This window comes from Acinetobacter sp. YH16053, assembly GCF_013417035.1.
In the GTDB taxonomy this organism is placed as follows: domain Bacteria; phylum Pseudomonadota; class Gammaproteobacteria; order Pseudomonadales; family Moraxellaceae; genus Acinetobacter; species Acinetobacter towneri.
The window spans coordinates 123348-144672 of the sequence record NZ_VPEP01000003.1; the positions used below are offsets into that span (position 1 = coordinate 123348).

The following is a 21325-nucleotide window of genomic DNA, read 5'->3' on the forward strand; positions in this document are numbered from 1 at the left end:
CCGACTGATCGTTTTTAGCACTGAGCTGATCGTTTTAGTGGATAGATCATGCGCTATGCCACAGGATAAAGCTTGAAAAAATCAGATAAAGCAGCACATCATGTAAAGAATGTAGCAAGAATAGGATGACTCGTGAACCCAAACGCAGGTGAGCATATCGAGAAAATTTTGGCAAATATGACCCAATTGCCAGGGGTTTACCGTATGTTGGGTAAAGACGGGGAGTTGTTATATGTCGGCAAAGCCAAAAATTTAAAAAACCGAGTGTCGAGTTATTTTGTCAAAACCATCGAGCATCCTAAAACGCAGGCTTTAGTGGCGCGTATTTATGATATTGAAACTTTGGTGGTGCGTTCCGAAACTGAAGCGTTATTGCTTGAACAAAATCTGATTAAGCTGCATCGTCCACCGTACAATATTATGCTGCGCGATGATAAGTCCTATGTTTATATTTTTGTGTCGGCAGATCAGCCTTATCCGCGTATTGCCAGTGGACGCGGCAAAGGCAAGCATCAGATAGGCAAGTTTTTTGGGCCTTATCCGAGTGCGTACAATGCCCGCGATACTTTGGTGGTGTTACAAAAACTGTTTAATGTGCGGCAGTGTGAAAACAGTTATTTTGCTCAACGGCAGCGTCCGTGTTTGCAATATCAGATCAAACGCTGTTCGGCACCGTGTGTAGGATTGATTTCGCCCGAAGAATATAAAGAAGATGTTAATAATTCGATTCGATTTTTACAGGGCGATAGTAAAGAACTGAATCAGCAATTGATTGCTAAAATGGAAGCTGCAGCCGAAGCGTTGGAATTTGAAAAAGCAGTCTTTTACCGTGACCGTATGGCTTTGTTGCGTGATGTGCAGGCACAGCAAGCCATTTATAAACTCAAAGGCGAAGCCGATATTATCGCAATTGCTTATCAGGCAGGTGTGACCTGTGTGCAAATTATGCATGTGCGCAATGGCAAAATGCTGGGCGGTAAAAGCTATTTTCCTGATATGTTGGGCGATGATTTGGGGCAAATGTTGGCCGATTTTATTGCCAACTTTTACTTTCAGGTGGCCGATGAAATTCCAGCGGAATTGATTGTTAATGTGGAAGTGGCAGATTGCAAAGAGTTGGAACAAGCCTTACAGCAACACTTCGATAAAAAAATTCAAATTAAACATAAAGTGCGTGAAACCCGTGCCGAGTGGCAAGAATTGGCACAAATGAATGTGCAGCATGCCATTAAAGGTAAACTCGCCAATCACTTTGAATTAAATGAGCGTTTTCATCAGTTAGAGCAAGTGGTTGGACGCCCGATTGATCGGATTGAATGTTTTGATATTTCGCACACTATGGGCGAAGACACTGTGGCATCTTGCGTGGTATTTGACAGTGGTGGTATTCGCAAACGTGATTATCGACAATTTTCAATTCAGGATATTCAGGCTGGAGATGACTATGCTGCCATGCGCCAAGCTTTAACGCGCCGTTATAAAAAAGCCATGCTGCCCGATTTATTGCTGATTGATGGCGGTAAAGGGCAGTTGAATATGGCGATGGAGGTCATGCAGGAGTTAGGATTGGATGCCTTTATGATTGGGGTGTCCAAAGGCGAAGGACGCAAACCTGGTCTAGAAACGCTACATTTTACCGATGGCAGCAAAATTCAGCTGCCTGAAGATCATAAGGCGCTGCATTTGATTCAGCAGGTACGTGATGAAGCACACCGATTTGCAATTACCAAGCACCGTGCCAAGCGCGATAAAAAACGTGGCTCATCAATACTTGAAGTGATTCCGGGCTTAGGGCCAAAACGTCGTCGTGATTTACTCACCCATTTTGGTGGTATACAAGGCGTACTCAAAGCTTCAGAAAAAGAGTTGACTTTAGTACCCGGACTGGGTGAAGTAATGGCGCGTACGATTTATAAAGTGCTGCATGAATGACTAAATTTCCTGCCTCATGCCTTATATTAGCTAAAAATCTTGCGAGATATATCTCTCACGTCGCAAACATAGACGAATTGTCAACAGACCCTATTTACTGCATAAAAAGCAGTATTTTCTACAAAGGTAAATAGCAAAAAAGTGCATTGACTCTGTCGTCATTGAACATTCACATCAGATCGAAACCCTGTAATATCAACCACAACATTGTTTAAGGAAAAGCTATGTCGTTGCTACAGACCTATCAAGCCATTGCCGAACAAGAATGGATCGATATTCCGCAGGGTTGGTTACAAGGACGCACCATTTATGGTGGGTTGGTGGCAGGCTTGATGATGCAAAAAGCTCAGTATTGTATTGCTGATCCTGAAAAGCGCTTACTCAGTAGCAGCGTGACTTTTGTTGGACCTGTACAACAAGGTCGGGCACGTCTTACAGCTGAAATTCTGCGGCAGGGTAAGTCAGTCACTAGCATTGAGGTGCGTTTGTGGCAGGATGATGCAGTACAAAGCATTTTAATTGCCAGTTTTGGTGCGGCACGTGAATCCAGCATTGTGGTGCAACAAGAACGTACTGCGCCCAATTTTCCACCTGCAACGGAATTGCCTGTTACACAGCATCATCCTTTAGCACCTGAATGTTTTCAGCAGATGGATTTGGTTTGGTCTGAAGGACAATATCCGTTTACTGCTAGTCATAAACCTGATTTTGCAGGCTGGATGCGTTTTAACCCAAAACAGCATACGAATCGTGCCATGACCATTGCCGATTTGATGGTGGCTTTTGATATGTGGCCGCCTGGAGTACTGCCGATGTTTGAGCAGCTCGCTCCTGCCAGTTCACTGACTTGGCATGTGACCTATGTCAATCCTTTGCAAAATCAGCTGCAAGATTGGATGAAATATAAAGTTTTTACCGATCATGCTAGCGGTGGTTATGCCACAGAATATGCGCACTTATGGGATGATCAGGATCGGCTAATAGCGATTGCCCGACAGACCATCACCGTGTTTGCCTAGTGACACCTACTAGCATTTCGTATAAAGTGAAGCCTATTCACGATGACAAATCCTCAAAAAACTTGTGAATATGCAGCGTAAAGAGGGGAAACATTGGCGGTGTCTATGACAACAGGTCGTATCCTGAACATTCCAAATATATTAACTTTGGCTCGAATCGCCTTGATTCCTGTTTTTTTGTTGGTGGCGTATTGGCCGCCTGCAATGGGCGTAAATGGTTATGATGGTGGCATGACGCGTCATATTATTTTGACGTCTATTTTTGTGATTGCTGCTGTGACCGACTGGTTTGATGGCTATTTGGCACGTACTTTGAATCAGACCTCTGCATTTGGGCGCTTTTTAGACCCTGTGGCCGATAAACTTATGGTCGCTGCGGCATTGATTGTTTTAGTGCAATGGCAACCGACTATTTCTATGGCTTTTGCCGCGATTGTAATTATTTCCCGTGAAATTACCGTATCTGCCTTACGAGAGTGGATGGCTGAACTCGGCGCACGTACCAGTGTGGCGGTGTCTACAGTGGGGAAATATAAAACAGCATTCCAAATGATTGCGATTTCAGTGTTCTTATTGAACTGGCAACCATTGGAAATGGTGGCTTATTTGTTGCTCTATACTGCTGTAATTCTAACGCTTTGGTCGATGTTTATTTATTTAAAAGCGGCATGGCCATATTTGAAACAACCTTAAATATCGTGATTCTTCATTAAAAAGTGCTTCTGATTGAAGCACTTTTTGATTAACTATGGGTTTCTTCCTCGGCATCATCCTCATAAGTTTTGGCAATTTTTTCAATATTTAAACTTTTTGCCATCGCATCAAAAATTTCTTTATAAACCCCATTTTGATGATAAAGCGCATCATGTTCACCGTGTTCCGCAATCCTGCCATCTTTCATGACATAGGTGTAATCGGCATCAATAATTTGCGATAAGCTATGTGAAATGATGATCACGGTACGGCCTTGTTTAATTTCATCCAGACTTTGCTTAATTTGTTCGGTTGCAATAGCGTCTAGACTAGCGGTAGGTTCATCTAAAAAAATAATAGGTGGATTTTTCAGGAACATACGTGCAAGGGCAATGCGTTGTTGTTGGCCGCCTGAAAGCATGAGAGCATCTGCGTCATAAGCCTCAGGCAAATGCAAAATTTGTTCATGAATGGAGGCTTTTTTTGCGGCCAGAATCACATCTTCTAAGCTTGCATCAGTTTTGCCATAACGAATATTTTCAAAAATAGAGCCTTGGAAAATATGATTTTTTTGCAAAACCAAGCCGATATGGTCACGCAAATATTGAGTGTCGATGTGGTTAATATCAATCCCATCGAGCTGAATTGTTCCCTGTTGTGGTTCATAGAATTTATCTAATAAACTGATCAGGGTAGATTTTCCTGCTCCCGACAATCCCACCAATGCGGTAATTTTATTGGGCTGAATCTGCATTTGAATGTCTTTGAGTGCATGATGTCCATTCGGATAAAAAAAGTTTACCTGTTGCAGATCAAACTGCCCTCGAATAACTGGTTTAAGCGTACCACTTGGCTCAATTTCATGCTCGGCTTCCAAAATTTGAAAGAAGCTTTCTGAATAGATCATTGCATCATTGACTTCATCATAAATACGATGCAATGAGCGAATTGGGGCAGAAACATTGCCAAACAGCAACACGTGATACATGATCATGCCGATGCTCATTTGTCTATCTAACACAAAATAAGCAGTTAAAATAATAATCAGCACCACGCCAATTTGTTCAATAAAGCTTTTTAAACCATCAAATAAAAAACTGGTTTGGCGGGTCTGCATTTGATTGTGGGTCAGTTTTTTCTGCAGGGTGAGTTGTTTTTCTGCTTCGATGCTTTCTCTGTTAAATGATTTAATCACGGTAATTGAGTTGATGATGCTGAGAATCCCTTGGCTTTTTTTCTCACGTCCATCACGTAAATTACGTCGCCAGCTTCCTAGTTTTTGTGCCTGCTGATAGGTCAGCCAAAAATAAATAGGCACAATGAGTGTCGCGACCAAGCCCACATAAAAATTGGCATAATACATTAAGCCCAAAGCCACAATTGCACTGGTAAAGAGTGGCAAAATATCAATAAAGAAAATTTGCACTAAGCGGGTGAGCGAACCAATGCCACGATCTATACGTGTTTGTAATTTACCTGCTTGGTTGTTGTCCTGATTAAAAAAGGCCAGTCGATAACGCAAAAATTTCTCAATAATGCCCTGTGCCAAATCTTGTGACACAAAAATGCGTAGTTTTTCACCATAAAACTTCTGTCCAAACTGCACAAAGGCATTGATGATTTCTTTACCCAGCAAAATGGCTGAAATGGTGATTAAAATGTGCCAGCCTGCAGACAGACCTTGTCCTGCCTCAATTAAGGCGTTAATACGGTCAACAGCGTATTGTAAAGTTAGTGCATTGACTTGAGCTGTTAATGAGCCGATGAGCGTTAAAACTAAGGTAGCAATCACCAAGAGCTGATAAGGTCGAACGAAGGGACGCAATTTTTGAAATAAATGCCATAAATTCATAAGCTATTATTGTTATAAGAACGATGATTTTAAGTCTAAGGATGAACTTCACGACTCACAAGCCAAAAAGCTGTGTCATTTTGTGAGCAGTCCTGATCCTTGTTTTAGATTAAACAATAAGCTATTCAGCATAGGAATGACCATGAATCTAGAATTGTTTGCACCTGAGCGTTGTGACAACGTACTGCCTTATGACGGCATTGTGCAGGACTATGGTTTGGTGCTGAGTGCGGAGCATAGTGAGCGTTATTTGCAGTATTTTCTGCAACATTTGGCATGGCAGCCTGATGAAGGTCTGCTCTTTGGTCAGTATTATCGGACACAGCGCCAAGTGGCATGGTATGGCGATGAGCAGTATCAATATCGTTATTCGGGAGCAGTTAAGCAGGCACTGCTATGGCAGCCTGCTTTGTGGCGATTGAAACAGCAAATTGAACAATGGGTCGGGCATCCCTTTAATTCATGTTTGGCCAATTTATATCAAGATGGTACGCAGGGCTTGGGTTGGCACAGTGATGATGAGCCGAATTTAGGCAGACAGGCTGTCATTGCATCTTTGAGTTTGGGGGCAACCCGTAAATTTTGTTTTCAGCATAAACACCGCGCCAACAAGGTTGAGCTACTGTTGCACAGCGGTCAGTTGTTGGTCATGCGTGGCACGACACAACACTATTGGAAACATGCCTTAATGAAGTCCAATAGAATTATACAACCCAGAATTAATCTGACCTTTCGCTATTTTCACACGGCTATTGAATAAAACTTGATTTAGCACTCTAAATCCTTATTCAGGAATAAATTTTAATTGTATTTAAATTCAGTGCTTTAAGGTATCAATAACCTAAATCTTTAAGTGAGTTCTATACTAAAACTGGTATTCAGTACTTCCACCTGTTTTTCAATTTGTTCTGCATTATCCTGCAAAATTTCAATCAGTTTTTGCAAATTGACAAATTCAAAACGGTTTTTAGATGCCAGCAGCGTCAATGCATAAGGTGCATCTTTAGATGAAAAACGAATCGGTACAGATAAGCCTGCAATTTCTGCATCGAGTTCACCGTTAGAAAAATAATAGCCTTGTTTTTTGATTTTGCGCATTTGCTGCAAAAAGTCATCTTCATCTTGTGCAAAATTGACTTGTGCCAATTCGTTAGAAAAACGTTGGTAATAGTCTAAAATTTTAGCTTTAGGCAGATGTGCCATAATAATTTTTGGCGATGAGCCGACATAAACAGGACGTGGGCAGCCGCGACCATAAGACAGCAAAGGCGTATCTTTAAAGATTTCGTGATGCACATCAATGCAGGAATCTTGATTGAGTTGGGTCAGCAAACAGCAAAATTCAGTACGTTCCGCAATTTTTTTCATAAACGGAATACTGATGGTGACCAATGGATCGGTCGTGCGAGAGATAAAATCCAATACCGCAATTTTTGGCCCTAGGGTGTAATCTCCCGATGTGCCACTCATGCGCTGCAACAACTCTGCTGAAACCAACTCTTTTAAATAGCGGTAACTGGTGGGCTTAGATAAACCGAGTTCCTCACTAATGGTATCTACATTAATGACAGGACGTGCGGTTGAAAATAAGTCTAAGACTGTGAGAATCTTGCCAAAGCTAGACAGTGCCATGCGGATTTACCCATTCACACCAAAAGGATGGTGTCACTTTATATCAAAAAATCGCCAGACCAATAGACTTTTTACAGATGGTCTTAGGCATTCTAACGATCAATGTCCCAATTCTTTTGCATTTGTCGATGTTATCTATTCAGAAATAGGATTTAAGGCTGAACGCCGTGAGGGTCACGATACCAGCTTTCAATCAATAGTGCTGCGGCAAGACTGTCGGCTGCGAGTTTTTTACCACGCCCTTGGGCTTGATAATGATCAAGCTCATCACGTGCTTCACGTGTGGTTAGGCGTTCATCGACCATTAGGGTGTTGATATTGCTTTGATGGCGTAAGCGTCTGGCAAACTTACGTGCACGGGTAGACAGTTCCGACTCGCTATCATCCATATTTAAAGGTAAGCCCACTAGAAATAATTGTGGCTGATGTTGCTTGATGATTTTCAGCAAGTTTTCCCATTGTGGAATGCCATCTTTCATGGGGAAGAGGGCGAGTGGGGTCGCACTTTCAATTAGTGCCTGCCCCACAGCCATGCCCATTTTTTGCGTACCGAAGTCAAATGCCATGATAGTTTGGGCTTGTGTTGTTTCAGGCATGACCAATCTCTGAAGATAACCATGTTGGATCTACGCCCATTTTACGATAAGCGGCATCCCAACGGTCGTCATAAGGTAAATTGAAAATCAAGTCCATGTCCGATTCACAAATGAGCCAATCGCCACGGGCAATTTCTTGTTCCAGTTGCTGTTTGCCCCAACTGGCATAGCCCAAGGCAATTTGGTAACGTCCAACGCCTTCGTTGTGGGCAATCGCATCTAAAATATCTTTAGAGGTGGTGATACAGACATTTTCACCAACAGCGATAGATGAATGCCAAGTTGGCTGCCCTGTGTGTAAAACAAAACCTGCCTCAGGTCGTAATGGACCACCTTGTAGAACTTCGTGAGGATGCACATTATCTGCGTCTATATCTAAATCATTGAGTAATTCTTTGATTTGGATACCCGATGGACGGTTGATAATAATGCCTTGCGCACCGTCTTCATCATGACGTGCCAAATAGATGACGGTGTTTGCAAAAAACTCATCATTCATATCGGGCGGGGCTATGAGACAGCGATGCGTCAGATATTGTTTAGTCACCTAAGCAATTCTCCTTAATCTGAGGTGGTGGCAAACAGAACTGTAAACCGACTTGGAAACGTAAACGAGTTACAGCCAAATCATGCAAATATACATTTCTTAGCTGTACTTATCCCATAAAACCACTGTGATGACAACTTTGCTTTGGTAAAAGTGAGACAAAGGATAAATAAAAGAATAAATTTAAAATTTAGAAAAAATGATGTCATTAAATTTATCTATTTAGTTACAAAGTTGAAGATATAGGAACATAATAATTGATTGCTTTATTATCTTTGTGATGTGGGTTTGTTTAAATGTTTTAGTGTATATTTTTTAATCTACTTTTAATTTTAACGAATGTGATTTCTGTTTTTTAATTGCAAAATAGGCGGTTTTACTACATTTAGATTCTCTTTTATTAAATATTAAGTTTGTCTAATGAGTAGTGGTTTTTTAATATAAAAAATCTATAAGTTTGTTTATCTCTTTTGTAAGTTTTGTACTTTAGTGTAAAATTTGTGTTTTTTATAGCTTGATATGTTTCAATAAATATACATAAAATACATATTGAAACAAAAAATGATTGTTTGTAAGATGGTGAAATTTTCATCTTTTATAGCTTTTTTTGATGGTTTAATATGAATTATTTAATAAAGGGAAGTTTGTTTGCTGCTGTTTTTTCAGCTTCAGTTTTTTCTCAAGCAGCAATTTTTGGAACTTATAATGATGAAGGTAATTTATTTCGCAGTCATTTGAATAATCATTTATCTGAAGATTTAGTTGCTAAATTTAAAGATAAAGTAGATTCAAAAGACGGCGTACTATATTTACTGGAGCAGGCACGTCTATTACAAGTCAATCATCAGTATGAAGAAAGTTTGAATCATTATAAGCAGGCTTTTGAATTGCTAGATAAACAAAAAAGTCGTGCAAAAATTAGTCTGAGTCGGGTCGGATTTAAAGCACTTTCTATGGTGAGTAATGATTCGGTGGTGCCTTATTTGGTACCACCTCATGAACAGGTATTGGCACATATTTCTCAAGCCAAAAATTATATTTTTTTAAAAAATCTTGAGGCTGCTGCAGTAGAAATGCGTGTTGCACAGGGCATTCAGCGTGAAATTGAACTGGCACATCAGGCTGAGTTTGAAAAGAAAAAAGAGAAAAATACAAAAGCAAATACATCTTCAAATGCCGCATTGCATGTTTTAGATGAGGCATTTGTTGGCTTAGATCCAATTGCGGGCAAGATTAAGAATACTTATCAAAATGCTTATGCTTTTTATATGGCAGCTAACTTGTGGGAAACCTTAGGCGAATACAACGATGCTTTGGTGGATTACAAAAAAGCTTATGAGTTACAGCCTGATGAGCAGATTGCTAAAGATGTAAAGCGTTTAGATCAATTGGTTGCAAAACAAAGTAATAGTAGTGTGCCTGTTATTGTATTTATTGAACAAGGTATCGTTCCACAGAAAATTGAAAATAAGTTAGATATTCCGACTCCAGGCGGCATTATCAACATTGCTTTTGCGACTTATGAACCTAGCACTTATGTTGCACCCAAAAGCCTGAAAGTGAAGCTGAATAACCGAGTTTTGCAAGACAGTTATGTGATTAGTGATATTGGTGCATTGGCTGTTAAAGACTTAAAAGAAAAAGTCGTTGGAACTTTAACAACCCAAGTGATTCGTGCCACAGCCAAATATGCTGCTCAAAAAGAGCTTGGTAACCAATTTGGTGTTTTAGGGCAATTGGCAGGTAACGTGCTCAATATGGCAACCGAGCGAGCAGATTTACGAGCTTGGACAACTTTGCCAAGTAATACGCAAATTGCACGTCTGAACTTAACGCCAGGGATACACAACTTACAGTTATCGTCAGGTAATTTGTCAAGCTCCTCTGTGAAGTTAGATGTAAAAGCCAATGAGACAGTATTTGTTTATGCACATCATGTAAATGACAAAATTACAGCAAGTGTAAGTAGTATTCCACGCCAATAATTTTGAAGAGAACTTTATGAAAAATCAGTTAAAACTCGCATTACTCGGTCTTAGTGCTGCGGCGATGGTTGGATGTACAGCCCCTAATGCTTTGTCTACACAGACAGATGCGAATAACGAAGTAAGTATTCGCACCATTACCAATAACCCAGTCTTAACCACTGAGGTATTTGTTGAGCGTGTGGGAATGTCTATGGCAGGCGACTTAAAAAAGGCATCAATTGCCATTAAAAACCGCCGTTTCAATAACAAAGATTTTAGCTACAAAATCGTATGGGTCGATGCACATGGGGCAGAAGTGAACCCTGAAGGTGCGATTTGGAAACCAATTCAGTTAACGGGTCGAGAGGTGAAGGGCGTGCAATCTTTAGCACCAAATCCATCGGCTGTAGATGTTGTTGTGTATTTAAAGAAATAAGCGAGATAGAGCAATGAATGCAAAGTTAATCATGGCTGTGGTAGCAACTTCTGTTTTGGCAACAGGTTGTGCAACAACGGGTAGTGCAGTGAGTTATGGTGATGCTCAAGCTGTAGAAACTTTAACGAAAGATTTTGGATCGACAGATCTACAAATGATTGCTGCAAAGATGGTGGATGATATGCTGACCTTCCCACCTGTGGTGCAAATGACGCAAACTCGTCGTCCAGTCATTGTGCTTGATCGTATTCATAACAAGACACAAGAACATATCGATACAGAATCTATTACAGATACGATTCAGAACAAATTAATTAATTCAGGGAAGTTTCGTTTTGTAGATATGAAATCTGTCAATGCGATGGCGCAGCAACTTGCCTATCAAAAGCAAAGCGGCATGGTCAATCAAGCGACTGCAGTGCGTACTGGTGGACATATCGGTGCTGAATATATGCTCAATGGCAATCTATCTAGTATTGTAAAAAATGCAGGTGGTAAGAGCGATGTGTATTACAAGTTCACATTTAAATTGCAGAACTTACAAACTGGCATTGTAGAGTGGACAGGCGAAAAAGAAATCCGTAAGGCAGCAAAGCGCTCAACTTTTGGTCTTTAATTTAATCTGAAAGCAACTGCGCTGTGATAAGCGCAGTTGCTGTTGAAGAATAGAACATGAAAAAAATATTATTTGCAGGCTTATTATCTGGATTACTGTGCAGTCCTGCTTTTGCTGCGATTAAAGAAGTGATTAAAGAGGCAACGGGTAGTGGTCCAACACAACACCAAGCTATTTCTGAAGCATTATTGATTGCAGTTCAATCGGTGAATGGTGCTTCGGTATCGTCACAAATGAATTATGAAGAAACAGTTTCTTTATCTGTAAATAATCAGGGCTGGACATATACGGGTAAAGTTTCACCTGTATTTAGTGTAGCCAATCAAGGTTCGGGTTCTGTCACCAAGTTTCAGGTCTTGAGTGTTTCTGGTGCTAAAAATAATTATCGCGCTAAAGTTCGCGCACATGTGGTGAAGTTTGAATCTACTGTACAAGATCAACACATGCGCCGTATTGCAGTCTTGCCATTTCAAATGGCAGAAAAAAATAACCGCTTAGCCAGCGGTGCTTCTGCTTCTGAGTTTAGTCAAGAATTATCAGATACTTTAGGTACTTATTTGGCACAGTCAGGGCAGTTAAGTGTTGTTGATCGTCATTACATAGATGAAATGCAATTTGAAAATGACTTCCTGTATTGGGATGGTGCACCGCATGAGTTAGCGCGTATTGGTCAAAAAGTAGGTGCTGATTATTTACTCGTGGGGCGTATTAACGATTTGTCAGTTGCTAGCGGTCAACAAATGTATGGGTTAAATGCTGGTGCAGAGCAGGTGCGTTTAACGTGGCGAGTGATTGAAGCGAATACCAGTAAGGTAGTTGCGGCAGGGACTTTTAATCGTACCTTATCGAACTTGATGACACAGAATCTTTTAAATAATAGTTTAAATGATAGTACTGCAGATAAGATTGCCCAAAGTTTAAATCCTGAAATTTTACAGGGTCTTAAACTACAACCTGTGCAATCTTCTAGCAGTCAATTTTATGATACCTCTCCAGGTTATGAAATGACACCTGGTTCAAGTGACCAACCTGTGAAATGGTAAATAATGATTAAGCTTGTTTTAGACCTAAATAAATCCCCCTGAAAATCAGGGGATTTATTTTTTAAGCCTGTTGAAACTTCAATTGGCGTAATTGTTTGGCGTGTTGCAAGGTAGTGTCATTAATTTCAACACCGCCTGTCATGCGTGCCAATTCTAAAATACGCGCATCTTCTTCTAATTCAACAATGGTACTGCTGGCAGGATCGGTCTGACGCTTTTTCACCAAAAGGTGCTGATCAGACTGTGCAGCTACTTGTGCTTGGTGGGTAATACATAAAATTTGAACGTGTTGCGCCAAACCTGCGAGCAAACGCCCCACAATTTCAGCAGTACCACCACTAATCCCGACATCAATTTCATCAAAAACCAAAACTTCAGCTTCGGTTTTTTCGGCATTCATGACTTGCATGACCAAGGCAATCCGCGATAATTCGCCACCAGAAGCCACACGTGCTAATGGCTGAGCAGGAATACCTTTGTTGGCAGTAAACAGTAGTTGAATAAAACTTAACCCCTCCGCAGAAACCTGCTCTAAAGGTTCAAACTTAAATTCAAAATGTGCCTCAGGCAGTGCCAACTGTTTGACTTGCTCGGTCAGTTGTTTGGCAAGTGGTGCGGCTGCTTCACGACGGATGTCATCTAAATGTTGTGCTTTGGCTAAAAAGTCCTGATGTGCCACTTCGACTTGTTCTGCCAAAGTTTCAGGGTCTTCAAGTTCATGTAAAGCAGTGAGCTCAGTTTGCCAAGTATCAAATTCTTGTTTTAATAATTCAGGTTGTGTGCGGTATTTACGCGCTAAACGATGAAAGACTTCTAATTTTTGATTCAGTTCTTCCATGCGTTCAGGGTCAAAGCTTTGACGATCAATAAACTGACGTAAATTGGCTGTCGCATCATCTAATTCACTTTGCGCATTTAACAATGAGTTATAAATTTCTGATAATTGTTCACTTCGTCCCGCATGCGATTCCAAGCGGCGAATAATCGAAGCAATTTCCTGAGTGATGTTTTGCTCGGCTTCGTCTAAGGCATTTAAGCTATAACTGCAGTCCTGCATGATATGTTCATGATGGCTTAGGCGATCAAACTCTTGTTCAATCTCCTTATAATCTATTTGTACCAGTTCTTCGAGTTCTTCGAGCTGTAAGTTTAGGGTTTCGATGCGTTGCTTGCGAGTTGCCTGTGCATCCAGCGCTGCCTGATGCTGTCGGATATTTTTTTGCCATGTACTGTAAGCATCACGTACTGCTTGGGCAGGGGCATAAAAATTATAATAACGATCAAGCCAGTGTTTTGGATAAGGCGGTTCGAGCAATTGTTGCTGACTGTGCTGACTGTATAACTGTACCAGTAAGCGTCCAATTTCTTTCAGCTCTGCCAAACTGCTTGGACGACCATTAATCCATGCTTTGCTGCGCCCTGTGGCAAAAATTACCCGACGTAAATGGATTTCACCAGACTCATCATCTAATTCATGTTCTTTTAGCCATTGTGCTTCAGGGCTATTGTCCTGATAACTGAAACTCGCGGTCACATCGGCTTTATCTGAGCCAAAACGTACATAATTGGTATCGGTACGTTCACCTAAACAGGCAGAGAGTGCATCTAATAGTAAGGATTTACCGGCACCTGTTTCCCCTGTTAGAACGTTAAAACCTGTTTCAATATCCAGTGCTAAGTGGTCGGCAAGGGCAAAGTTAATCAGTGTTAAATGAGTCAGCATAAACGCATCCAAGCTGCGAAAAGTGTCAGTGAAAGAGAGTTAAGTTTTGGAAATGCCATAACAAGGCTGTTATTTTCGTCTGTTTAATTCTAGCTTAAATTGCAGCACAAACAACAAAAAATGTACCCGATAAGCATCCTATATAAAACGCAAGACTCGTTGACCATTTCATTTGATAGTCATCAAATTGCAGTATATTCACTTGGGGAGTTTTCGGTGCTGCTTGATATGGTGGAACTTAAATGATACACATACTATTTGTGATCTGTTTCACATTCAGATTTAGCACTTTAGTGGGGAAGAATCTAGAGCAGAGTACTTTGCATGCCTCTGGCATTGGCTTAGACTGTGCTGTCAGCGTGTTGCATGCTGCGTATTGAAACATTGTTCAATTTACGCAAAGCCCACTGTAAACACAGATTGATTAGTTCTGAGGACAGAATTAAACTACATCAGTCAAAAATATAAAAACGCGTTACCTGGAGAATACGCATGTCAGCTCAGTTTGATCATGTATCAGTTGTGAAAAAGTCGAATGTCTATTTTGGTGGGCAATGCATCAGTCACACGGTGCAATTTGAAGACGGTACCAAAAAAACCTTAGGGGTAATTTTACCGACTGAACAAGCCTTGACTTTCGAAACGCATGTACCTGAACGTATGGAAATTATTTCAGGTGAATGTCGTGTCAAAATTGCCGATAGCGAAGAAAGTGAATTATTCCGCGCGGGTCAATCGTTCTATGTGCCTGGCAATAGCCGTTTCAGCATCGAAACCGATGAAGTGCTCGATTACGTGTGCCACTTAGAAGGCTAATCAAGCGATCAATAGGGTATTGAATTAAGATTTCATTTTTCTCCTGCTTGAGCACCCAATCAAGCGGAATTGAATCAAGAAATTTTCACCCGAATCGGTTAAACTAGATCTTATTGAAATCCTGTAAAGTCAGCTTTGCAGGATTTTTCGTTTTCGCTGGTTTATTGGTGCATTAATTAGAGGTCGTTCATGGCAAAACCTGAATATTATTATGGCGTTCACTCGGTGGAGTCATTATTGGAGCTTGAGCCAGAGCGCGTCTTAACTCTTTTTACCTTAAAAGGGCGTGATGATCAGCGTTTACAAAAGATTTTAGAACTTGCCGAACCATTTGGCATTAGTGTGCAAAAAGCCAGCCGTGACAGCTTGGAAAAGCTGGCAGGTTTGCCTTTTCACCAAGGAGTGGTGGCTGCAGTACGCCCACATCCAACTCTGAATGAAAAAGACTTGGATGCCTTGTTGCAGGCTGATAGCAAGCCTTTACTTTTGGCGCTCGACCAAGTCACCGACCCGCATAACTTGGGTGCGTGTATCCGTACTGCCGCTGCGATGGGGGTTACTGCCGTGATTGTGCCGCGTGATCGTTCAGCAAGTTTGACCCCAACTGCACGCAAAGTAGCTGCAGGTGGTGCAGAAAAAGTCAAATTTATCCAAGTGACCAATTTGGCACGTACTTTGGCGCATTTGAAACAAGAGTTTAATGTGCGCGTGGTGGGTACGATGCTGGATGAAAAAGCTTTGCCAATTCAGCAATTTGACTTTACAGGCACAGCAGTATGCGTGGTGATGGGCGCAGAAGATACAGGTTTACGCCCAATTACCCAGTCACAATGTGATCAAACCGTATTTATTCCAATGGCAGGAAATCTGCAAAGTCTGAATGTCAGTGTTGCAACAGGTATGGCCTTGTATGAAGCTTGTCGTCAGCGTCAGGCTTAATTGCTGATTTTGTATTTGCTATTTTATTGATGCTTTCAACACCGTGATTCGTCTATCTCCCCAAAAGCAAGGTTATGCTTTGGTGCTTGTTACCATGTGCATTTGGGGTGGTTTTACCCTAACTGCTCGGCTGAATGCACAATGGCAGATCAGTGCTTGGGATATTACCGCCTTACGCTTTGCTTTGGCTTTTTGTATTTTAATGCCGATTCTTATCTGGAAAAAAGATACGGCATTTTTATGGAAAAAAGAGCCTTTTATTTTGGCAATGATTGGTGGAGTGGGCTATTGCCTGACTGCGTATAGTGCTTTTCATTATGTACCTGCTGCGCATGCTGCCATTTTTTTGAATGGCTGTATTCCTGTTTGTACCGCCATTGCTGCTTGGATGTTATTTCGAGTGCCTTTTGACCGCCATACATGGATCAGTATTGTAATTATGCTGACCGCCATTGCGGGTATGAGTGCGCTGATGTATCAAGAAACAGGTGTTGCCTTTGGACTTGGGGATGGACTGTTTTTTATCAGCGCTATTTGGTGGGGTGTGTTTACGGTTTTATTAAGACAATGGAAGCTTTCCGCTTGGCATGCTATGGCGGGTGTCGCAATTTGGTCGGCAATCGTCTATGTCCCGATTTACGTACTGTTTTTCCCGAAACAACTCAGCACACCTGAACCGATTCATTTATTGCTGCAAACTATTTTTCATGGAGTGTTTGTGGTGATCATCGCAACACTTAGCTATGTCGAGGCAATTAAGCGTTTGGGAGCATTCAAAACTGGCAGTATTGTGACCTTGGCGCCGTTTATCGCTGCGATTCTTGCTGTCCCTTTATTGGGTGAACCTTTGAGTTTAGCAATTTTATGTGGCTTGGTGGGTATGGGGATTGGTGCTTTGCAACCTTGGCGTTGGTGGGCCCGACCTGATAGCTTAAAAGCTCAACTTGAACAGCAAAAACAACAGTCAGATTAATTTGCTTACTGCATCGCTCGCTTTAAATACTGCTGATGCAATACTTCAAGTTTGCTATACAAATGATCTAAATGCCCATCATTTAGCACAATGTCATCGGCTAGGCGTTGTTTTTCAGCACGTGGCATTTGTGCTTGAATAATTTTATGAATTTGCTCAACCGTTTGACCATCACGTTGTGAAGCACGGTGAATTTGTAGGGCTTCAGTAGCATCAATCAATAATGTATGTCGGGTCAATTGATGTTGATTGGTTTCAAACAAGAGTGGTGAAACCAAAACCACGTAGGGGCTATTGGCAGTATCTAATTGTTGAATAATCGATTCACGAATTGCAGGGTGGGTGATTTTTTCAAGTGCTTGTCGTGCACTTGGTTCTTTGAAAATGTGTTCACGTAATGCGCGACGATCTAGCTCACCATTTTCAAGTAAAACCCAATCGCCAAAGTGTTGTTGAATTTGCTTTAAGGTAGGCTGTCCTTTTTCAACCACTTCACGTGCAACAACATCCGCATCGACCACAACAATGCCTTGGGTCTCGAACCACGCACTGGCTGCAGACTTGCCACTGCCAATTCCTCCTGTTAGACCCAAAACAAAACGCATGTGCTGTCCTTATTGTCCCAAATATACTTTCATGATTTGCTCGCCCCATAAAAAGGCAATCCAGCCCGCAATGGCGATATACGGACCAAATGCAAAGGGTTGGTTTTCTTTACGCACTTTTAACAGAATAATGCCAATAATAGCCCCAACTAAGGACGATAGCAGCACAATCAGGGGTAACATCATCGGCCCCATCCATGCACCTAAAGCGGCAAGGAGCTTGAAGTCACCATAGCCCATGCCTTCTTTGCCTGTGACGATTTTAAACAGGTAATACACCACCCATAGACATAGGAAGCCAATCACATAGCCCCAAATTGCCGAGGTTGGTGAGGTATAGATGGCATAGCTGTTGACGGCCAAACCCAGTGCAGCCAAAGGCAGGGTATAACGGTCTGGCAAGAGTTGTGTATCGAAATCAATGAAGGTGAGCGCAATCAAGGTATAAGTGAGCAGCAAACCAAACAGCATTTGTACGGTTGGGCCAAATACCGCAAGCACAATCAGGGCGCAAACAGCGGTTAATACCTCAATCAGTGGATAACGTATACTGATCGGGTTTTGGCAGTTGCCACATTTACCGCGTAATACCAACCAACTCAGCACAGGAATATTTTGATACCAACGAATTGGGTTGTGACATTTGGGGCAGGTTGATGCAGGTTTGCTCAGGGTGATTTTACTTTCATCAATAATGGCTTGTTCAGGATGTAACAACATTTGGCAGTCGTTACGCCACTCCTGTTCCATCATTTTTGGGGTGCGATAAATCACCACATTCAAAAAACTGCCAATACATAAACTAAAAAGTCCAACTGCGATATAGAGCGCAGTTGGATTTTGGATAAAGTACGCGATTAATTCTTGCATTAAACCACAGAACCCATTTGGAAGATTGGAAGGTACATGGCGACAACTAAACCACCCACTAAAATACCCAAGACAGACATAATCAACGGCTCCATCATTGAGGTTAAGCCATCTACTGCGTTGTCGACTTCGTTTTCATAGTGGGTTGCGACTTTATCCAGCATGGCATCTAGCGCACCTGATTCTTCACCAATGGCTACCATTTGCACTGCCATAGACGGGAATTTATTGGTGACACGCATGGCGAATTGTAGCTGTTGACCTGTCGCAACATCATCACGAATTTTCATCACGGCTTCTTCATAGACCACATTATTGGTTGCCCCAGCGGTAGATTCCAAGGCATCAATTAAGGGTACACCAGCAGCAAAAGTAGTGGCTAAAGTACGGCTATAACGTGCAATAATCGCTTTATAGACCAAGTCACCAAAAATAGGCGCTTTCAGTGCCGCTTTGTCTAAGAAGTCACGGAATTTTTTACTGCGTTTTTTAGTTTCCAAGAAACCTGCAATGATGACCCCAATCACAATAATCAGAATAAACCAGTATTTCTGCATCCATTGTGACATGTTCACCACCATTTTAGTGAAGGCAGGCAAGTCCGCACCAAAAGAGCTAAACAACTCTTCAAACACAGGTACGACTTTCACCATCAAAATAATGGTCACAATCACGGCCACCACAATGACCGTTGCAGGGTATTTCATGGCTTTTTTAATTTTTTGTTTGAGTAACTCACTCTTTTCTTTATAGATCGCGACACGATCTAGCATGGTTTCTAGGGCACCCGATTGTTCACCAGATTCGACCAAAGAACAAAATAGGTTGTCAAAATATTGAGGATATTTACGCAATGCGCCAGCAAAGGTATTCCCGCCTTCCACTTCACCTTTAATGCCTAAAACCACTTCACGCATGGCGGGGTTTTCAAGACCTTCGGCAACAATCTCAAAGCTTTGTACCAAAGGCACACCTGCTTTCATCATAGTGGCAAGCTGACGCGTGAAAATAGTGATGTCTAAGGTCGACACCCGTTTTTTCATTAAGCCTTCAAGAATATTCTTTTTCTTTTGGCGAATCGTCTTGATGGTAATCCCTTGTTTACGCAATGTGACCTTTGCCAAGGCCATATTACGCGCTGGAATTTCCCCTTTTAACTTAGCCCCTTTGCGGTCAATCCCTTCATAAACGAAGGTGGGCATCATCTGTGCTTTTTTGACAGCCATGCGTATTTATCCTTATTTTAAATTTTACAACTATTCACTGGTCACACGATTGACTTCTTGCAATGAAGTCACCCCCTGCATGACCTTAAGTAACCCCGAACGACGCAGATTGTTAAACCCCGATTTTGCTGACGCATCAGCAATTTGGATGGCATTACCATCCTCCATAATAATTCTAGAAATTTCTGGTGTGACTTTCATCACTTCATAAACACCAACACGTCCTTTATAACCTTCACGGCATTCAGAACAGCCTACAGGTTGATAGACCTGAAATTCTGGATTGCTCAAATCGGCTTCAGTAAAGCCCATTTCCAATAAGCTTTGTTTTGGAATATCGGAAGGAGCTTTGCAATGCGGGCATAGGCGTCGTGCCAAACGCTGTGCAATGACGAGGTTTACCGAAGTTGCGATGTTAAAGGAAGGAACGCCCATATTGCGTAAACGCGTTAAAGTTTCTGGCGCACTGTTGGTGTGGAGGGTAGATAAAACCATGTGACCTGTTTGGGCTGCTTTAATTGCAATTTCTGCAGTTTCAAGGTCACGAATCTCACCCACCATGACAATATCAGGGTCTTGACGTAAGAAAGATTTCAGAGCGGCAGCGAAGGTTAAGCCCACTTTATTGTTGACGTTAACCTGGTTGATGCCTTCTAAGTTAATTTCCACAGGGTCTTCGGCAGTGGAAATGTTGGTATCTTCTCTGTTTAAGATATTTAAGCCTGTATATAGCGATACCGTTTTACCCGAACCCGTTGGACCTGTAATCAGTAACATGCCTTGCGGTTTTTCTAAGGCTTCCATGAACAATTCTTTTTGTTCTGGTTCATAGCCCAAAGCGTCAATCCCAAGCATCGCGCTAGATGGGTCAAGAATACGCAGTACGATTTTTTCACCGAACAATGTTGGCAACGAGTTCACACGGAAGTCGATGGATTTATTCTTAGACAGTTTAAGTTTAATACGACCATCTTGCGGGACACGCTTTTCAGAAATGTCCATTTGGGACATCACTTTTAAACGTGATGCCAAGCGGTTAGCTAACTGTAAGGGTGGGGTGGCAATTTGACGTAACACCCCATCGACACGGTAACGCACTCGATAGGTTTTTTCATACGGTTCAAAGTGTAAGTCCGAAGCACCCATGCGAATTGCATCAATCAGTAATTTGTTGATGTATTTAACAATTGGGGATTCATCACCCTGCGGTTCATCTTCTGCAGCTTGTTCTGGTTCGCTGTTACCCTCTTCAAAGTTGAGATCGAAGTCATCATCTTCAAATTCAAAAGCAGACTCACTCGCAAAGTTTTGTTCAATCAGTTTTACCAATTTATCGTGTTCGACCACAATGGCTTCAATATTCATTTTACTGTTGAAACGAATGGCATCCATTGCTTCGATATTGGTCGGGTTACTGGTTGCAACATAAAGCAGATGATTGCGTTTAAAAATAGGCAATATGCAATATTTGCTGAACAGTTTTTCATCAATGCCTTCACGCACGATGAGCGCAGAGTCATACACGCTTAAATCAAAAATAGGTTCGCCAAACTCATTAGAAATTTTTTCAGCAATGATTAAAGGCGCGATATTTAGGTTTTGAATGAGATAGGGAACAATATCAACATTATCTTTTTGTGCGGCTTTAATGGCAGTTTGCATATTTTCAGCAGAAACGAGCCCATCTTCGACCAAACGTCGAATAAAACCTGTAAATCTAGGTGTAGCTTGTTGTACTGACATTCCCCAACGTCCTCAAAATCAAGATTGTTTATAATTGGTATCTTAAAATTATACTTTTGTTGCACAAAAATACCATATCTGAAAGTGCTGTCACCAC

20 protein-coding genes are annotated in these 21325 nt (G+C 41.5%); 11 read left to right on the plus strand and 9 right to left on the minus strand.

Features of this window, described 5'->3' with window-relative positions; all coding sequences use genetic code 11:
- Positions 1-132 precede the first annotated feature (132 nt).
- The 3 genes from uvrC to pgsA all read left to right on the plus strand — a co-directional run bounded on the left by uvrC (position 133) and on the right by pgsA (position 3644).
- The gene (gene uvrC, locus FTV43_RS03985; RefSeq protein WP_004975832.1) at positions 133-1932 is read left to right on the plus strand and encodes an excinuclease ABC subunit UvrC; all 1800 of its coding nucleotides are present in this window, start codon (positions 133-135) and stop codon (positions 1930-1932) included.
- Between the two features lie 224 nt (positions 1933-2156).
- Positions 2157-2951: a thioesterase family protein gene (locus FTV43_RS03990; RefSeq protein ID WP_178318336.1), complete on the plus strand. Its 795-nt coding sequence runs from the start codon at positions 2157-2159 to the stop codon at positions 2949-2951.
- A gap of 105 nt (positions 2952-3056) precedes the next feature.
- A complete protein-coding gene (pgsA, locus tag FTV43_RS03995) occupies positions 3057-3644 on the plus strand; it encodes a CDP-diacylglycerol--glycerol-3-phosphate 3-phosphatidyltransferase (RefSeq protein ID WP_004975835.1) in 588 nt (195 codons plus the stop codon).
- Between the two features lie 49 nt (positions 3645-3693).
- Here pgsA and FTV43_RS04000 read toward each other — a convergent pair whose 3' ends face one another.
- The gene (locus FTV43_RS04000; RefSeq protein ID WP_179994916.1) at positions 3694-5496 is read right to left on the minus strand and encodes an ABC transporter ATP-binding protein; all 1803 of its coding nucleotides are present in this window, start codon (positions 5494-5496) and stop codon (positions 3694-3696) included.
- A gap of 142 nt (positions 5497-5638) precedes the next feature.
- Here FTV43_RS04000 and FTV43_RS04005 point away from each other — a divergent pair, with 142 nt between their 5' ends.
- A complete protein-coding gene (locus FTV43_RS04005) occupies positions 5639-6256 on the plus strand; it encodes an alpha-ketoglutarate-dependent dioxygenase AlkB (protein WP_179994917.1) in 618 nt (205 codons plus the stop codon).
- Positions 6257-6345: 89 nt separating this feature from the next.
- Here FTV43_RS04005 and FTV43_RS04010 read toward each other — a convergent pair whose 3' ends face one another.
- The 3 genes from FTV43_RS04010 to FTV43_RS04020 all read right to left on the minus strand — a co-directional run bounded on the left by FTV43_RS04010 (position 6346) and on the right by FTV43_RS04020 (position 8271).
- Entirely contained in the window at positions 6346-7128 is a 783-nt protein-coding gene (locus tag FTV43_RS04010) for an IclR family transcriptional regulator (RefSeq protein WP_004975841.1), read from the minus strand.
- A 152-nt stretch (positions 7129-7280) separates the two neighbouring features.
- Positions 7281-7724, minus strand: a complete 444-nt coding sequence (gene ruvX, locus FTV43_RS04015; protein WP_096901348.1) for a Holliday junction resolvase RuvX — start codon at positions 7722-7724, stop codon at positions 7281-7283.
- Positions 7717-8271 carry a YqgE/AlgH family protein gene (locus FTV43_RS04020; RefSeq protein WP_004975844.1) on the minus strand — a complete coding sequence of 185 codons (555 nt, stop codon included), beginning with the start codon at positions 8269-8271 and terminating at the stop codon, positions 7717-7719. The genes ruvX and FTV43_RS04020 overlap by 8 nt, the downstream gene beginning before the upstream one ends.
- A 620-nt stretch (positions 8272-8891) precedes the next feature.
- Between FTV43_RS04020 and FTV43_RS04025 the strand changes: the two genes are divergently transcribed.
- From FTV43_RS04025 to FTV43_RS04040, 4 genes are read left to right on the plus strand one after another with little or no spacing between them, the layout of a single operon-like run.
- On the plus strand, positions 8892-10256 hold the full coding sequence (locus FTV43_RS04025; protein ID WP_178865993.1) for a COG3014 family protein: 1365 nt from the start codon (positions 8892-8894) through the stop codon (positions 10254-10256).
- Between the two features lie 16 nt (positions 10257-10272).
- Positions 10273-10674: a DUF1425 domain-containing protein gene (locus tag FTV43_RS04030; protein ID WP_004975847.1), complete on the plus strand. Its 402-nt coding sequence runs from the start codon at positions 10273-10275 to the stop codon at positions 10672-10674.
- A gap of 13 nt (positions 10675-10687) precedes the next feature.
- Complete coding sequence (gene lpoB / locus FTV43_RS04035; protein WP_004975849.1) at positions 10688-11290, plus strand: penicillin-binding protein activator LpoB; 603 nt, start codon at positions 10688-10690, stop codon at positions 11288-11290.
- A 56-nt stretch (positions 11291-11346) separates the two neighbouring features.
- Entirely contained in the window at positions 11347-12333 is a 987-nt protein-coding gene (locus tag FTV43_RS04040; protein WP_004975851.1) for a CsgG/HfaB family protein, read from the plus strand.
- A 61-nt stretch (positions 12334-12394) separates the two neighbouring features.
- Here the strand turns inward: FTV43_RS04040 and recN are convergent, their stop codons facing one another.
- Positions 12395-14056: a DNA repair protein RecN gene (gene recN, locus FTV43_RS04045; protein WP_004975853.1), complete on the minus strand. Its 1662-nt coding sequence runs from the start codon at positions 14054-14056 to the stop codon at positions 12395-12397.
- A 492-nt stretch (positions 14057-14548) separates the two neighbouring features.
- Between recN and FTV43_RS04050 the strand changes: the two genes are divergently transcribed.
- From FTV43_RS04050 to FTV43_RS04060, 3 genes are all read left to right on the plus strand, one after another.
- On the plus strand, positions 14549-14872 hold the full coding sequence (locus FTV43_RS04050) for a pyrimidine/purine nucleoside phosphorylase (RefSeq protein ID WP_004975854.1): 324 nt from the start codon (positions 14549-14551) through the stop codon (positions 14870-14872).
- 189 nt (positions 14873-15061) lie between these two features.
- Positions 15062-15811, plus strand: a complete 750-nt coding sequence (gene rlmB / locus FTV43_RS04055) for a 23S rRNA (guanosine(2251)-2'-O)-methyltransferase RlmB (protein ID WP_004975856.1) — start codon at positions 15062-15064, stop codon at positions 15809-15811.
- Between the two features lie 43 nt (positions 15812-15854).
- Positions 15855-16784: a DMT family transporter gene (locus tag FTV43_RS04060; protein ID WP_004975858.1), complete on the plus strand. Its 930-nt coding sequence runs from the start codon at positions 15855-15857 to the stop codon at positions 16782-16784.
- Positions 16785-16789: 5 nt separating this feature from the next.
- Here the strand turns inward: FTV43_RS04060 and coaE are convergent, their stop codons facing one another.
- The 4 genes from coaE to pilB are packed head-to-tail and all read right to left on the minus strand — an operon-like array spanning position 16790 to position 21228.
- Positions 16790-17389, minus strand: coding sequence for a dephospho-CoA kinase (gene coaE / locus FTV43_RS04065; protein ID WP_179994918.1), 600 nt, complete (start codon positions 17387-17389; stop codon positions 16790-16792).
- A 9-nt stretch (positions 17390-17398) separates the two neighbouring features.
- Positions 17399-18259 (minus strand): A24 family peptidase, encoded by an 861-nt coding sequence (locus tag FTV43_RS04070; protein WP_179994919.1) that lies wholly within the window; start codon positions 18257-18259, stop codon positions 17399-17401.
- On the minus strand, positions 18259-19485 hold the full coding sequence (locus FTV43_RS04075; protein WP_004975864.1) for a type II secretion system F family protein: 1227 nt from the start codon (positions 19483-19485) through the stop codon (positions 18259-18261). Before FTV43_RS04075 ends, FTV43_RS04070 begins: the two co-directional genes overlap by 1 nt.
- A gap of 30 nt (positions 19486-19515) precedes the next feature.
- Positions 19516-21228, minus strand: a complete 1713-nt coding sequence (gene pilB, locus FTV43_RS04080; RefSeq protein ID WP_178318340.1) for a type IV-A pilus assembly ATPase PilB — start codon at positions 21226-21228, stop codon at positions 19516-19518.
- Positions 21229-21325: the final 97 nt, after the last annotated feature.